Here is a 14,240-nt window from a genome sequence, read left to right as displayed (position 1 = left end):
GTGCCAGATTGCTAAAATAGCACCTGAAGCACATTTTGCAGGAGGGCACCATGGCAAGGCAATTACTGGTACTGGGATGGCTGGGCATGTGCCTGACACTGGCACACGGTGCGGAAGCACCGGGCCTGAAACTGGTGAATAACCAGTTGGTGTTGCCGAATTGCAAGACCGCACCGGACAAAGTGTGCGTCATCAGTGGGACAGATGAGGAAATTGCTGCCCGTCCCGCACTGGCTGGCACGTGGGTTGCCAAAGGGAACGATCTTTGGTTTCAGCCCAAATATCCATTGGTGGCAGGGGTCAGCTATCGCGTTTTCATGTCAGACAAGAAAATAATTGATGTCACAGTGCCAAAACTGGTTCAGGAAGCACCACAATTAGTGGGGGTTTACCCCAGTGGGGATCGTTTGCCAGAAAATTTGCTGCGAATCTACCTTCGGTTCTCCCAGCCGATGGCACGTGGGGGTGTTTATCAGCATTTCTCATTAATTCGGGAAGATGGCACGGAAGTCGACCAGCCTTTCCTGCAACTTGATGAAGAATTGTGGAATGAAGATCAGACTCGCCTGACCTTGTTGATCGATCCAGGTCGCATCAAACAGGGTGTCAAGCCACGTGAGGATCAGGGGCCTGCACTGTCGCAAGGGAAAAAGTTCACGCTGAAAATCCGCAAAGCGATCACCAACGCGAACGGCAAACCACTGCAGGAAGACTTTGTGAAGAAATTTTCAGTCGTGGAGCCGTTTGAATTCAGTCCCGACCCCACCCAATGGAAAATTGTTGAACCCACCGCAGCCAATAGTGCTGTGGGGCTGGTTTTTGAACGCACGATGGATTACGCACTGCTGCAGCGGAAAATCGAAGTGCTGGACGATCAGGGGAAAGCGATTGTGGGGAAAATCAGCTTATCGAAGAATGAAACTGTTTGGAATTTCACCCCCACCGGTGGTTGGGAAGCTGGCAAAACGTACCAGGTACGGGTGGACCGCACCCTGGAGGATGTGTGCGGCAACACCATCAACAAGCCATTTGAAGTGGATGCCATCAAACCAGATCCCAAGCTGGTAAAACCCGATTATTCTGAGTTTTTCTTCACAATTTCAGCAAAATAAAAATGAATATTCACTCATAAAGCCTTCTGGACGTTACAAGTTGAACAGAATTTGCGGACTTTTCCGTATCGATGGTAATGCGCGCTTGCAAATGAAGATCAAAACGAATATAAATTGCTTTTTGGCAGCAAAATTGCTTCCAACGAGTTTCACGGTGAGGCAGGGCGGTCTCTCCATATCTCTACCGCACCGGTTCTCGTCGATTACATTAGAAACGAGCACACTCAACCAGGAGTGGCGATGCCGACCTTGAAAATCCGGCGGATCGATACCAACAGTAGCCAGTATAAGAAGCAGGTTGAAGCGATCAAGAACCCGTTTGCCAATATTGCTCACGTGGTCGCGCCCAACAGCAAAAAATTATCACAAAGCCTTTTTGGGGAAGCACTTACGCCTGCCCAGACAGTCGAACAGATCTGCAAACAGGTTCAGGAAAAAGGACTATCCGCCCTGCTGAAGTTCACTGAAGCGTATGATAAAGTAAAACTTACTGCCAAGAATATACGTGTAACGCCGGAAGAGATGGCCGACGCCTATAGCAAGGCCGATCCCGCCTTTCTGGATACGGTCCGTCGCATCCGCAACAATGTCATGCAGTTTCAGTTGGGATTGCTCAACGAAGATGCCCTGCTTCCCGTTTCCGAACATTACGAGCTGCAGGTGCGGCACCGTGCCCTGAAACGAGTTGGTGTGTGCATACCTGGTGGTGCGGCTGCGTATCCTTCCTCATTAATAATGACTGTTTGCCCCGCACAGGCTGCGGAAGTACAGGATATTGTGGTAGTAATGCCACCTACCGCATACGGTGCGGAAAACGTTGATATGCTGGCAGTCTGCCACCTCCTGGGGGTAAAAGAAGTCTACCGCGTCGGTGGGGCACAGGCCGTTGCCGCACTGGCGTATGGTGTCGAAGGGATCCCACCAGTCGATATGATTGTTGGCCCAGGCAACATGTATGTGATGCTGGCCAAAAAATACGTGTTTGGTCAGGTAGCAATCGACTGCCTGGCTGGCCCCAGTGAAGTAGTGATTATTGCGGACGAATCTGCACAGCCAAACTTTGTGGCAGCGGATATGATTGCTCAGGCAGAGCACGCACCGGGCGTGTCCGTGCTGGTGACCTGGCACGACAATCTGGTAAACGAAGTCGAGCGGGCGTTAACGAAACAGTTGGCCCACCTGGAACGGGAAGATGAAGCTCGCACCAGCCTGCAGAATTATGGTGCGATGATCACCGTGAAAGACAAGGATGAAGCGGTCGCCATTGTGAACATGCTGGCACCCGAACACATTCATGTGCAAACCCGTGACCCAGAATCGTTTGCGGACGAGATAGATAACGCAGGCGCTATCTATCTGGGCACGTTTTCGCCCGTCGCAATGGGGGATTACGCAGCAGGACCATCCCACGTGCTGCCCACGGGTGCCACGGCACGTTTTGCCAGCGGTTTGAGTGTCAACGATTTCCGCCGCCGCACCAGCATCATCAGTTTTACCCGCACCGGCTTGAAGCAAATGGCACCAGACGTGGTAATGCTGGCAGAAAAAGAAGGCTTAACAGGCCACGCGAACAGCGTATCGATCCGGATCACCGACAAGCCACTCGAATTGCGACCCAGCAAGAAAGCTGCCGCCGCCGCCGCGAAAGCAAAGGCTGCCAAGTAGTTTTCTTCGATGCACTGAACCTGTCGACGACGTGTTATCTCTGTTAGGGAAAATACCCAATGTATTCGCAGAGATGGCACTCGAAACTACACAAATTGACTATCGACCTTCCTGGTCTCTGTTGACAGGCACTTTGATTGTGTCTGTCATTCCAACAATCGCTTTGTTGCATCCCCAGGAATCCCTGCTGCAAACCTTTCCAAATCAGTCACTAAAACTATTTTTCACCATTCTTGCAGGAATTGGCTGGATCATTTTTCTACTGCTCAGCTATCTGAAACTCTTTCGAAGACAACAGATAACAATTGACAATAACGAAATAACCATTCCAGTTTCTATATGGTCAGACACAATGAAGACGCTGACTTATGACCATATATCCTCGTTTGATATTAGAAATATTTGGGGAACTTGGGCATTGATTATGGATTATGCAGGCAAACAATATATTATCTGGTACTTTATGTTGCCATCGGAAACTGCTTTTCAAACAATTCTTACAGCAATTGAATCCAAACGACACCATACGACAGATATGACAGATAACGGCCCGATTCAGCAAATGAGAGAAAAATTCAGGCATTCTTTGGTGGGATCATGGACTGCTGCAGTGGGATCATTTAATCTTGCGATGGATGAACATTGGGAAATTCGTCCCGATGGTACTGGCACAATATTGAGCACTGGCTCGTTCTATTATCCAAAAGAAAAAAAGTTCTTTATCTGGAAACAGACTGAGCCAATGGTGTTTGCACTCAAAGTGACTGGATTTATGGGGTGTGTGGATTCAGACGATGATGATGAAGAAATCGATGATGTATTCGATCCGGAAGCAGAAGAATGGTACGAAATCGTTTATGATTTTATCCCTGTATCAACAGATTTCTGTACAATCGTTGGATTAATTGATAAGAATCGGTCCACGAGTGATCATGAACGATTTTATGAGCTATTTCCCTTATCGGCTTGTGGTGTTTATCTTTAAATCGATGTACTGAAGGTATTCTGTTATGAAAAATCACTCTGCCATTTGTGAGCCGTAGTTGTTTGCACTTTGTCTTCCTCGTCAGCAACTCGTGCCACTGCCCTTGGCAGAACAAGCCGGAAGCGTCAGCGATGGAAAAATTGCTGTGTTATCCGAGGCATGTATCATTTTAAGCGCCGTTGCGCCAAGGAATTACTTATTCAAGCTTGACCGCAAAGTCGCAAAGACGCGAAGGCATGGCCGACCGTCATTCCACGCTGTTTCACGGTGATGTTGCGGAGGTAGTCCCACGGACTGATGGGCTGTTAGACCTGATCTTCAGCGACACGTAACACGATGCAGAAATTGTGCAGCGGGATATTCAACTGGCCTTACCCCGATTGGCACCCGGTGGTTTCCTGGCCTTCCACGATTATCCCGATCCGAGGCACCCTGCGGTGCGGCAAGTGGTCGATGCCCACGTTAGCAAACTGGGCTGACACCGCCACGCTCAGGCAGGCTACCTGGGCGTTTTTCAACTCAAGTAAGTTGCCATAGCCATCGCCTACCAAGCATGGAATTATTTCCATGCTATATTAATATATCTACTACCCGTTCAATTTCGGCAATTTTTTTCTTGCTGGGACGAGTTCTTAGAAAAGATTGCTTCTGTAAGTGATTATTCAGCACTAAGTTGCGTCAAAAGTAACTTTTTTGTAAATTTTTTCAAAATTGTGATCACCCATCTTGATGTAAGGTGATCTGATAGTGTACAAATTGGGTAAAGCACGCATTTCAGACGAACTGTTCCGTACTTTGCTACATTGTGTCTTTGCGGTGAAAAGTGAAAAAACTTGCTCAGGTAGACAATCGTTGCAATGCTTCGCGAGCGGGGGTAAAGCCGGGTTGTTCCGCCAGAGCACGCGAGCCTCTGCCACTAGCCCCAACTCCAACAGCACAGTCGCCAGATTGTGCTTCCCTTTGTACCCACGTAATCCACTATCTACACTAGCGAAGTGCGGTGCATCATCGCTGGCCAACAAGCGACTGAAAGCAACTTTGCTAAGCGATTTTCATATTAAATTTTTAAGCCTTTTTAACCAAATTGATCAATTTGGTATTTAACTTACTCCGTGTGCGAGTAAATTCATTTTCGCTTAAAATAATAATGTTCAAAAGTAAATCCAGTTTTAAGAGAGCACATGGGCCTGATAACTGAATTGCTTGAACGAATATATAGCAGTTGAAGTTGATGCAAATTATTCTTTGGCAAATCTGCCATATTTAAATTTTTGCCACTATCAATTTGGACAAAATGCATTACATGAATATCGCTACGCGAGTCGCTAAAAGCCACAATTGACAAATCTGCATTAACAACATAGTTTCTAGTGGATAAGGAGTATTGTATATTTTGCAAATCCTTCGATAGGAAATCCCATTTGAATAGTTTCTTGTCATCAATTTCATAAGAGCAGATATATTTTGAATCCGAAGAAAAATGCAAATCAGTAAAATTTCCCTTTTTAGAAAATAATAGTTTTGATTTTGAATCGTAAATTGCTACTTCGGTATCTGATATAACTGCGAGATATCTTCCACACTCACTAAACTTAGCCTCATAGACATTTGTGGCAAGTGTAATCTTAGATAATACACTTTTTGTCTTGATGCTGTAAAGCAATACTACTTTACTTTCAGTACTACAAATCGCAAGCGTGCTTTTGTCTGGCGACAGGTCAAATGTGCTGCAATCAAGTTTTAGATTAATTTCTCCTACTAGCCGTTGATCACTTACGTTCCAAATTTCTATTGGGCTCTTTTCTCGATTCGTTAAGATTAACATTTCCTTGTCATCATTGTAAAATAACATTTTTTCAATCCAATAATCATTTGAAGATGACAACTGCGCCACTTTGCGAAAATCTGCAGTACTATACACGAAAACAGAACTAGACAATCCATTTGCAAAATCAAATGATTCGAAAGCGAATATCTTGCCATTGTTGGCGGACACAATTTTGCGGTCGTCCCCACTAAGTTTAGACGTAGCACATAGTGTCAATGCAAATAAGAACAACAAAAGATGTTTTGTGAGCATATTGTTATTTCTCTTTTTCAATAAAATAACTGTGAATTGAGACCCAAGTGACCCCTTCTATGTTGCCAGATAACCACAATGTCATCTGGAAGCAACGCTTCTACCTTGCCGCCACTAATAACTGTTTGTGGCAAAAATGATACTACTCTAAATATTGAATTGTTTTGAAAAATATTTCTAGCCACATTATTAGTATTCCTTAAATCAGATTCTCCACCAACGATTAGATAATTGGTCTTGGTAATTTTGCTTGGTCCTCCGATCCCAAGACTGTAGGAGTGACAGTAAAAAGTATATCTTTTGTTAAGTGGGTTTTGATTAGCAGTATTTTTTGCTAAATATATTATTACATTAACTGTTGTTTTAGACACTCTAATAGTATATGGAATCCCATTGACAGGAACACTTTTATCTGGTGTTATTTCTTTTGCTTTAGGAATAGGCTTGATTGAATCATTATCAAATAAGTTATTTCTTGAGTGTTTTCCGGTAAATCTAAGAACCTGTACATTCAATTTCTTTTGTTCTGCTTCCGTAATACCATCTCTATTATAAACTTTCAGCAATTCAGCATACGCATCAACTACTGGGATGAACGCTTCAAAATTATTCTTTGCAGAGGCACTAACACCTTTAAATTGTTTTTCGATAGAATCTAATCGTCCAGGTATTGGTATTGTGGGCAATTGCAGCCCACTCAAATCCTTCCCATTTAGCCCATTAATCCCCACGTACCTCAGCAAATTCGCATCACCCGCATCAAAGCCGATGGGGTCTTCGCCGATGAATTGTCCCAGGTCGAAGTTGTACGGGCGGTATTTGGTGAAGCCGAGGCCAGTAGCTGTATCGAAATACATGCCGGTAAAGCCGATATTCCCCAGTGCGGCACTGCCAGATTGGCTGACGATGTTGCCAAAGGCATCCCATTCCAGTTCCTTAACGATTGCTCCGGTATCATATAGTATTTCGGTGATGCTGCCGAGGCGGTCAGTCAGCAGCCATTCCAGATCGGTGCCATCACTGCGGGCCAGGCCGTCCAGATAGCGGGTGATAATTGCATTGCTGCCATCCAGATCGGCCCAATGTTGAAGCACCGAGTGGGTAATCCCTGGGGAAGTAGCAACAATTTCAAAGGCAAACCGCTCCGTGACCACTGAACCAGTATCAGTTTCCTGCTGAATCAGGTTGCCAAAGGCATCAATCGTGTAATCGACCCGTGTCAACAGCGTGCCGCCATCGGTGGCCCGTTCTTCGGCCCAGATCATCTGATTGCGGTGGCTAAAGCCATACGTCCAGGTCAGGCCGGTGCTGATGTTCTCCTTTTTGACAATCGAGCCTTCATCGTTGTAAGTGTAATCCCAAGTGCCATCGGTGCTGGTGCGGTTATTGCTACCCACCGCATACCCCGCCATCGTGCGGTTGCCGCTGGCATCGTAACTGTAACTGCTCAGGCCATCATCCACCACCTGCGAGGTGCGGTCGTAGTCGTAATTCTTCAAATAGGTGCCACGGCTTTCCGAAGTGATCCGATTCGCACCACCATAGGTGAATTCATAATCCACCAGTGTGGCCAGCGACCCGCTCTGGTGCTCGATCTGGTAGCTGGTGCGATGCGACATGTGGGCTCCGTGGCGAAAAATTGCCAACTACAGGATAACAGAGAAAGCGGGGGATTTCAATCCTCGTTGAATCTACTTCAAGTTTTCTGCTCTGGATTCCGCATTCGCGGGAATGACGTTTCAGGTGAGCTTCAGTGTAGTGTTAGCTAATTCAAGTTTTGTGCTCCTGGATTCCCGCTTTCGCGGGAATGACGCTTAGTTGTAGGTTATGGTCTTGCCAAACAGCCCGGCCTGAGTGCTCACCCGCCCCAGATCATCGTAGGTGAAGGTATAGGTACCCAAACTGTTGGAGGCGGCCTCCAGCATCCCATCATCATACTACAGATAATCGTGCTCCTCAAAGGTGCGACAGCTCCGGGTCGATTGGCTTGTGGACGACAGCCCCCACCACGCCAAAACAGCCACGAAGTTTGGCTTAACCGAACGGTATGTTGTGGTGCCCGCTTACGGCAACCCCGAGGATGTTGCCTATCCTTTGCTTTGGGTTCGGCTTGTGAAGGCAGCAGTTGCAAAAGTCACTGAGGCATATGATGCAGCTGACAGTGATGCATAATCCGTTTTGAACTTTATCGCCTCCCGCGGCTGAGTAGGACGAAAGGTTCATGTCACATAAGGACTTCTAAGCTGAATGGGAAATCTGCGTGATTAATCCACAAGGCAACATATTTACGGTTCCAGGTTTTCGTTGCGGCTCGGCAAAACAAAGTGATTTTTCCGTACTGTTGTGGGCGTTGAGCTCACCAGCTTCAGGCAGCGGTGGTGGGGGCAGTGGAACTGTTTTTATCTGCTTCGTGGGTGTATTTGCCCAGGTCACGCAGGTAGCGGTAGTGGGAACGGACACCATCCATAAACGTGGGGTGAACCATGTAGTTAATACCATGTTCTTCGCAGGTTTCACGCACCAGTTTCGAGAGTGCGGGGTAATGCACGTGGGAAATGTGCGGGAACAAATGGTGTTCAATCTGGAAGTTCAACCCACCGCAATACCAGGTGACAATCCGGCTGGTTTGTGCAAAATCGACCGTGGTTTGAATCTGATGGATCGACCAGGTCTGATCCATGCGGTTGGATTCTGTCTCTGGCAATGGAAAATCGGCTTCACCAACACAGTGGGCCAGTTGAAACACCACACTCATGATCATGCCCATCATGCCGACCACACCCACGTAGAACAGCAGCACCAGCCACCAAGAGTGGAAGAACATGGGCAGTGCCAGCAACAGGGTGAAGGAAACCGCTTTACCGGTATAGAAAATCACCATATCCCAGAACTTGGGCCGTGGGATTGGATGTTCACCGATTTTGCCGACTGCGATTTCTTTGAAATCGGCAAACAGGTGCCAGCGAATCCCCATCAGGCCATACAGCATCCACAGATAAACGTGCTGGAAACGATGGAACCAGCGGCGGGGCTGGTGGTAGCAGAATCGTGCCAGCGTGCCCACGTCAATGTCGGTATCGTGCTTGTCGATATTCACATAAGTGTGGTGCAGAATGGCATGTTTCGTGTGCCATAAATACGAACTGGCCCCCACCATATCTAATGTGGAAGCTGCCAGCCTGTTCATCCAGCGTTTGTTCGAAAACGCACTATGCCCACCATCGTGCTGGATACTGAAGCACACGGCTGTCATCGCCAGAGCCAGCGACAGAGCAAGTGGGATCGCCAGCCAGATCGACTGGCAGAAAAAGACCAGAGCAATATACGATGCCGCCCACCACAGCAGGATGGTGGCTGCTTTGGCATACATCGCCAGTGGCCCACGGCGGGATTTGCCGGTGCTGGCAAAATAAACGTCCGCCTTTTGCTTCAGTGCGGCGTAAAAGCCATCATCTTTGGGAAATTTTGGCAATTTCCGAGGTGATTGTGCTGCATGGCTGGCGATAGACTGGTTTGTTGATTCTTCTGTGGTATCCGTCACCACAGGTACGACCGACGGTACATCCAATGAAAGCATGGAACAAAAACATCCGTTCAAAAAAGTTAACACCACTATTGGTCAAATTGAAAGGAATCGCAACTCCAGAACTTCAATCGACCACCAACGGGGATTGTGTGCCACTACAATCAGACAGCGACTGGAATGTTTCTGGCTGAGTGTGCCACAAAAACATGCCGTTGCGGTGCTGACCTGGCAAACACCCCGGTGCCGGAAACTGCCAAAGACAGTTTCTGGCTATCCTCCAAAGAGCAACAGGTTAGTGTATCGAACTTCAAGCCTTAACATGTTATGACAAAAGTGTTTCCGTTCGACGTTCAACCCGAGGGCATGGTTAGAATACCACACAACGTGGGCGGGGGCAATTCTTTATTATGAAGTAGCGGTGAAAATTATCGCCCTGCCCACTCGAGGTTAATCTGGCACCTGAAAATGAAGAAGTTTTAATTTTGAGGTGAAAATCTTCACAATTTCGACATCTTTCTTAAAGAATTTCTGCTTTCCGAGGCACAGCACCTGCAGGCGGGGGAATAATTGGCGTTGCTGGATTGTTGACAGTACAGAAAGTGTTACTTCCGAAGCCTGAATCGACAGACTACGCACGCTCGGCAGTGCCGTGTGTGGCAAATCGGTGAAAAAATCGTCCGTCAGCTGATTCCCATCCAGATTCAGATGTTCCAGCAGGGCAAAATTGCCAGAACCAAATATTTCCAGCAAAACTTGCGTGCTGAGCTGATTGTAGGCTATCTCCAAAGCTCGCAGATCGGGAAGGTGCGATTCTTCTAACGATTGCACAACAATGCTTTTGTCATGAGGATGGATATCGTTCAATTCCAAAGATACCAGATTGTGCAACTGCGGGTGGCAGATTATTTGCCGTAAAGTGTTCGCACCCATGGGGTTATAGCCGATCCGTAGAGCCTTCAGTCTGGGTAATTCCTGGCGGTCCAGCCAGCTCATCACATGGACCCCAACCAGTCCATTATGACCCACATCCAGTGTTTCAACAAAAGCTGGCACCTGCAATTGGTCAAAATCCGCACCCCTGATCGAGCCAATCAGGCTGAGCGTGCGGCACGATTCTGGTAGGTTGGCAAGAAATTTGTTCAACTGCGTGATCGGCAATCGGAATGAATTCAGTTCCAGCGACCGGAGTTTTTTCAGCCCACCTTTGCTGGAAATGCTGCCAACGGTGGCATCAGTGTTCCGAAAATTGAAGTAATTTGTTGGATCCATTCTCATTCTTGGGCCACTGGAACCCACTATTCTGATAATATTGAGATTGTTTGATTCTTTGGCAAACTGCAACTTGACCCGTTGACCCTGGCAATGCACCGTGAGTCCGGTCAATTCTGATGGCAGTTCGGTAAAACAATGGGCCTTCTGACTCGGCACAATTTGCAGTTCGACGCCAGTACCTGGGTACCATTCCAGATCTTCTTCATATTCTTTTCGCCAGTTGCCATTGAGATGCTTGTAGTCCAGCCAGTCTGGCAAACCTCGCTGAAATCCCAGACGCTTCACGGGAACGAGAACATCTCCCAGAAATTCCTGCCGCACCGCAAGATCATCCACCGGTAAAGACCATTGTGGGTGAAGCACATACCGATCCGCATCCCACGTGGGGAGGTTGTGGTACTCAATCATCGTGCGGATGAACCTCGCCCGCGCTTCAAAGCCATTGTCTTCCAGCCAGTCGCTGTAGATCAGCCGGGCAGCATCATCATGCCGATTCGCTAAAATTGCTTTGAATAAGCCCTCACCCACATGGATCACGACTACTGCCTCGGTATTTGGTTGCGAATGATCAGCGGTTTTTAAACCATGATTACTGCTGATCTTTATGCAGGTAATAGTCATCATCCTGCACTTGCCGCTGAATGGCGGGGATCTCTGTGTAATCCACCTCCACACCCGGTTTCAGGCGGGGTAACAACTTCACCCAGCAACTGTTACTCCACTTCTGGATGCGACAGTGTTGCATTAAAATGTACGACAATTTCAAGCCTAAAAAAGCGTTTGTTTTTTCAGGTTCTTTCCTGTTGAAGTAACGCTTCAGCATGTAAAAGATCGCCAGGCTGAACAGAATCATTACCGACAACGTGATCATAAACAAGATTTCGCTTTCGTTATTGCTGCTGACCATGAAACCAAGCAGTACCAGACCCACTGGTCCCACGGTACTGGCAATGACCGCATTTTTCCGCCATTGGCTCAATTGTTCTCCCTTGTGGACACAATGTTCGCAGCACCAGACGCGGTAATGAATCGATGTTCTTTCTTCGGTATAAGGATCCGCGACACCATTGACCTGGAGATACATGATTGTTGCCCAATCATCGGGAATATTGCAGATCTGGCAGAATTTCACCTTGATACCTCGAAAAAGCCACGTTTCTGGAGATCACCTTAGGTTGTAGTATCCAAGTAGTAGTCATCGACATCATTATTTTTTGTGCAAGGCAAGCGAACAGACTCGATGACAGCCCCTGATTTCAGAAACGGTTTCAAGTGGACGTGACACCAATAATTCCACTGATGAATGTGACAGTGCAGTTTGAAAAAGGTCGATAACTTTAATCCCAGAAAGCCTACCGTTCTTTCTGGCTCCGACACGTTGCAATAAAAAATGAACCCAATGTTCGAGACAATGTATCCCAATAGTATGACAAAAAGAATTGGGATGATGAAGAGGAAAACATTATCTGCAATCAGAGAAAGTATCCCTCCGACCAGTATGACAAAGAGATTGATAAGAACACAGTAGATAATCGCCACAGATCTTGCTCGCCCCGCACGAATACCTTTGGTAATGCATTTCTGACAACACCAAAGTCGAAAGTTCATCCAGTCAACGCCTTCACGACCTGTTTCCACACCAACACCATTGACTCGCAAGTACATTTTCTCGAGTTTCTGATCATTCATTTGGCATATCTGGCAGTGATACAATGTGTATCCTCATCAATTGTCACAAGAATAATCTACCCTACTTCACTGATAACACTTTCTTGCCGTCGACCCATGTCTGGAGGCAGGTGGTGCGGTGGATGTCGGTAGCAGGACAGGTAAGAATATCCTGATTCAGTACTACAAAATCGGCTTTTTTACCCACTTCCAATGAACCGATCTGATTTTCCAGCCCCATAATGCGTGCGTTCTGAATGGTGTAGAACTGGATTGCCTGTTCCCGCGACAGGCTTTCTACCGGGTGCAGTGGGTCTTCCAGATATTTCCCTTTACGCGTGATTGCTGTTTGCATACCCAGAAAAGGGTTGTACGGGTTTACCGAAGTAAACGAACCCACCCGTTGCATGTGGTCGGAGCCACCACCCACAGTCACTCCGGCTTTCATCAGCGACTGAAGTGGCTGAAAATATCGCAAACGTTCACGACCGAACTGCTTCACCAGTGTGTGGGAATCCAGATACAGCCAGGCGGGCTGAATATCGACCACGACACCCAGTTCTTTGCACATCTGCACGGCTTCTTTACTCATGAAGTTACTGTGGGTCAGGCACGGCCGCGTTTTTGCAACTGGCAGCACCTTGTTCACCTTCTGATAGGTATCCAGCAGGGTGTGTACCGCACCGTCGCCCACGGAGTGTGCGGTAAATTGCAGACCCACCTTCACCGTGTGGTGCACAATCTGTTCCAGCCGATCGGGGGTAATAAACAGCAGCCCACGGTACTGTGGGTCGGTGATCGAATAGATTTTGCTGGTGCCCCATGGTTGCCGCATGTAGGCACTGCCAGTCAGCATACCACCATCCAGGAACATTTTGATGCCAATAATCTGTAATGTGGGGTCGGTTTTCCGCAACGGATGACTGGCGATGCGGTCGATACTCTTCTGAATATTCTCCATGGAACCGCTCGAACCAACGCCCATGGAAAGAGAAACGCGTGTATGTAATTGTTGATTTTTGTTGAGTTCAGACAGTAAATCTGCCACATCGGTGCTACAATTTCGATCAATAATGCCTGTTAAACCGACAGAATGATAATCTTGTAGCAATTCCAACAGGCGGGTGATTTTTTGTTCTTTGGACGCACTGCGGGAACTGGTTTTCACCTTCAAATACCTCGTGCAACTGCGAATAATCCCCGTCGGCTCTTGTGTCTTCGGGTCTTTCTCCACATAACCTGCACCACCATCGGTCACTTTGAAATCTTTATCGATCCCACTGAGCTTCAGTGCGAGCGAATTAACGGAAGCATCAGGACCAGTGGAAAATACCACGGGATGGTCTGGTGCGGCGCGGTCCAGTTCCTCTTTCGTGGGATAACGCTGTTCTTTTAACCGCGTGATAAACACCTGGCGAATCGAAATCCATTCCCCCTTCGGCACCACCTGCGTGCGTGCCTGCACATACTTCAGCAGATCGGCAATATCGTCCATCGGTGGGATGGGGTGGTCAAATTCGTGCATTGCCGCCCCATAAATGTGCACATGCGAATCAATCAGCCCAGGCAAAATGGTTCTGCCATCCATGTCGAGAATATCTGTTTCCGAAGCAGCCAGAGCCATGACTGTTTTTCGGGCACCAAGTGCAATAATTTTGTCATTGTGCAGTGCCATTGCCTCTACTATCTGGAATTTGGCATCAGCCGTAATAATTTTTGCGTTCAGAATAATACTGGTCGGTGCTGGCGCTGCCCACACGAACATGGGCGAATGTGCCATCGCGCACAGAAGAAGAACAAGACGCTGAATCATGAAAATCACCCGAAACCACCACTTGGGAGATCATTATCCCCCACCCACAGTAGGATTGCAAGCGGGAACATGGTATCTCAAAGTGACCGCCAGGAGTTAATAAAATTTAAACACTATTT

The 14,240-nt window shown here is 47.4% G+C and carries 12 protein-coding genes; 6 read left to right on the top strand and 6 right to left on the bottom strand.

The features are described from left to right. Window positions 1-50: 50 nt before the first annotated feature. From R3B84_03085 to R3B84_03065, 5 genes are all read left to right on the top strand, one after another. Window positions 51-1,112, top strand: coding sequence for an Ig-like domain-containing protein (locus R3B84_03085; protein ID MEZ6139535.1), 1,062 nt, complete (start codon window positions 51-53; stop codon window positions 1,110-1,112). Window positions 1,113-1,352: 240 nt separating this feature from the next. Further along, window positions 1,353-2,777, top strand: a complete 1,425-nt coding sequence (gene hisD / locus R3B84_03080) for a histidinol dehydrogenase (GenBank protein ID MEZ6139534.1) — start codon at window positions 1,353-1,355, stop codon at window positions 2,775-2,777. Window positions 2,778-2,850: 73 nt separating this feature from the next. Next, on the top strand, window positions 2,851-3,762 hold the full coding sequence (locus R3B84_03075; protein ID MEZ6139533.1) for a hypothetical protein: 912 nt from the start codon (window positions 2,851-2,853) through the stop codon (window positions 3,760-3,762). A gap of 206 nt (window positions 3,763-3,968) precedes the next feature. Further along, window positions 3,969-4,094: a hypothetical protein gene (locus R3B84_03070; protein MEZ6139532.1), complete on the top strand. Its 126-nt coding sequence runs from the start codon at window positions 3,969-3,971 to the stop codon at window positions 4,092-4,094. A 15-nt stretch (window positions 4,095-4,109) separates the two neighbouring features. Then, window positions 4,110-4,241 (top strand): hypothetical protein, encoded by a 132-nt coding sequence (locus tag R3B84_03065; protein ID MEZ6139531.1) that lies wholly within the window; start codon window positions 4,110-4,112, stop codon window positions 4,239-4,241. Between the two features lie 647 nt (window positions 4,242-4,888). Here R3B84_03065 and R3B84_03060 read toward each other — a convergent pair. Together R3B84_03060 and R3B84_03055 are read right to left on the bottom strand one after the other, a co-directional pair. After that, a complete protein-coding gene (locus tag R3B84_03060) occupies window positions 4,889-5,656 on the bottom strand; it encodes a hypothetical protein (GenBank protein ID MEZ6139530.1) in 768 nt (255 codons plus the stop codon). A gap of 203 nt (window positions 5,657-5,859) precedes the next feature. Beyond that, window positions 5,860-7,461 (bottom strand): RHS repeat-associated core domain-containing protein, encoded by a 1,602-nt coding sequence (locus tag R3B84_03055; GenBank protein ID MEZ6139529.1) that lies wholly within the window; start codon window positions 7,459-7,461, stop codon window positions 5,860-5,862. Window positions 7,462-7,804: 343 nt separating this feature from the next. On the opposite strand from R3B84_03055, the gene R3B84_03050 reads away from it, so the two are divergent. Beyond that, the gene (locus R3B84_03050; GenBank protein MEZ6139528.1) at window positions 7,805-8,014 is read left to right on the top strand and encodes a hypothetical protein; all 210 of its coding nucleotides are present in this window, start codon (window positions 7,805-7,807) and stop codon (window positions 8,012-8,014) included. 193 nt (window positions 8,015-8,207) lie between these two features. Here the strand turns inward: R3B84_03050 and R3B84_03045 are convergent, their stop codons facing one another. The 4 genes from R3B84_03045 to R3B84_03030 all read right to left on the bottom strand — a co-directional run bounded on the left by R3B84_03045 (window position 8,208) and on the right by R3B84_03030 (window position 14,121). Continuing rightward, complete coding sequence (locus tag R3B84_03045; protein ID MEZ6139527.1) at window positions 8,208-9,419, bottom strand: acyl-CoA desaturase; 1,212 nt, start codon at window positions 9,417-9,419, stop codon at window positions 8,208-8,210. Between the two features lie 396 nt (window positions 9,420-9,815). Next, window positions 9,816-11,264: a TIGR02996 domain-containing protein gene (locus R3B84_03040; GenBank protein MEZ6139526.1), complete on the bottom strand. Its 1,449-nt coding sequence runs from the start codon at window positions 11,262-11,264 to the stop codon at window positions 9,816-9,818. Continuing rightward, window positions 11,230-11,772, bottom strand: coding sequence for a hypothetical protein (locus R3B84_03035; GenBank protein ID MEZ6139525.1), 543 nt, complete (start codon window positions 11,770-11,772; stop codon window positions 11,230-11,232). The genes R3B84_03040 and R3B84_03035 overlap by 35 nt, the downstream gene beginning before the upstream one ends. Before the next feature lie 618 nt (window positions 11,773-12,390). Next, entirely contained in the window at window positions 12,391-14,121 is a 1,731-nt protein-coding gene (locus R3B84_03030; GenBank protein ID MEZ6139524.1) for an amidohydrolase, read from the bottom strand. Between the last annotated feature and the right edge of the window lie 119 nt (window positions 14,122-14,240).

This window comes from Zavarzinella sp., from assembly GCA_041399155.1.
GTDB lineage: Bacteria > Planctomycetota > Planctomycetia > Gemmatales > Gemmataceae > JAWKTI01.
This window is presented reverse-complemented; position numbering and strand designations above follow the sequence as displayed.

Coding starts and splice junctions, on each gene's coding strand:
- R3B84_03085 (MEZ6139535.1), top strand. CDS start 51: ATGGCAAGGCAATTACTGGTACTGGGATGGCTGGGCATGTGCCTGACA.
- hisD (MEZ6139534.1), top strand. CDS start 1,353: ATGCCGACCTTGAAAATCCGGCGGATCGATACCAACAGTAGCCAGTAT.
- R3B84_03075 (MEZ6139533.1), top strand. CDS start 2,851: ATGGCACTCGAAACTACACAAATTGACTATCGACCTTCCTGGTCTCTG.
- R3B84_03055 (MEZ6139529.1), bottom strand. CDS start 7,461: ATGTCGCATCGCACCAGCTACCAGATCGAGCACCAGAGCGGGTCGCTG.
- R3B84_03045 (MEZ6139527.1), bottom strand. CDS start 9,419: ATGCTTTCATTGGATGTACCGTCGGTCGTACCTGTGGTGACGGATACC.
- R3B84_03040 (MEZ6139526.1), bottom strand. CDS start 11,264: ATGATGACTATTACCTGCATAAAGATCAGCAGTAATCATGGTTTAAAA.
- R3B84_03030 (MEZ6139524.1), bottom strand. CDS start 14,121: ATGATTCAGCGTCTTGTTCTTCTTCTGTGCGCGATGGCACATTCGCCC.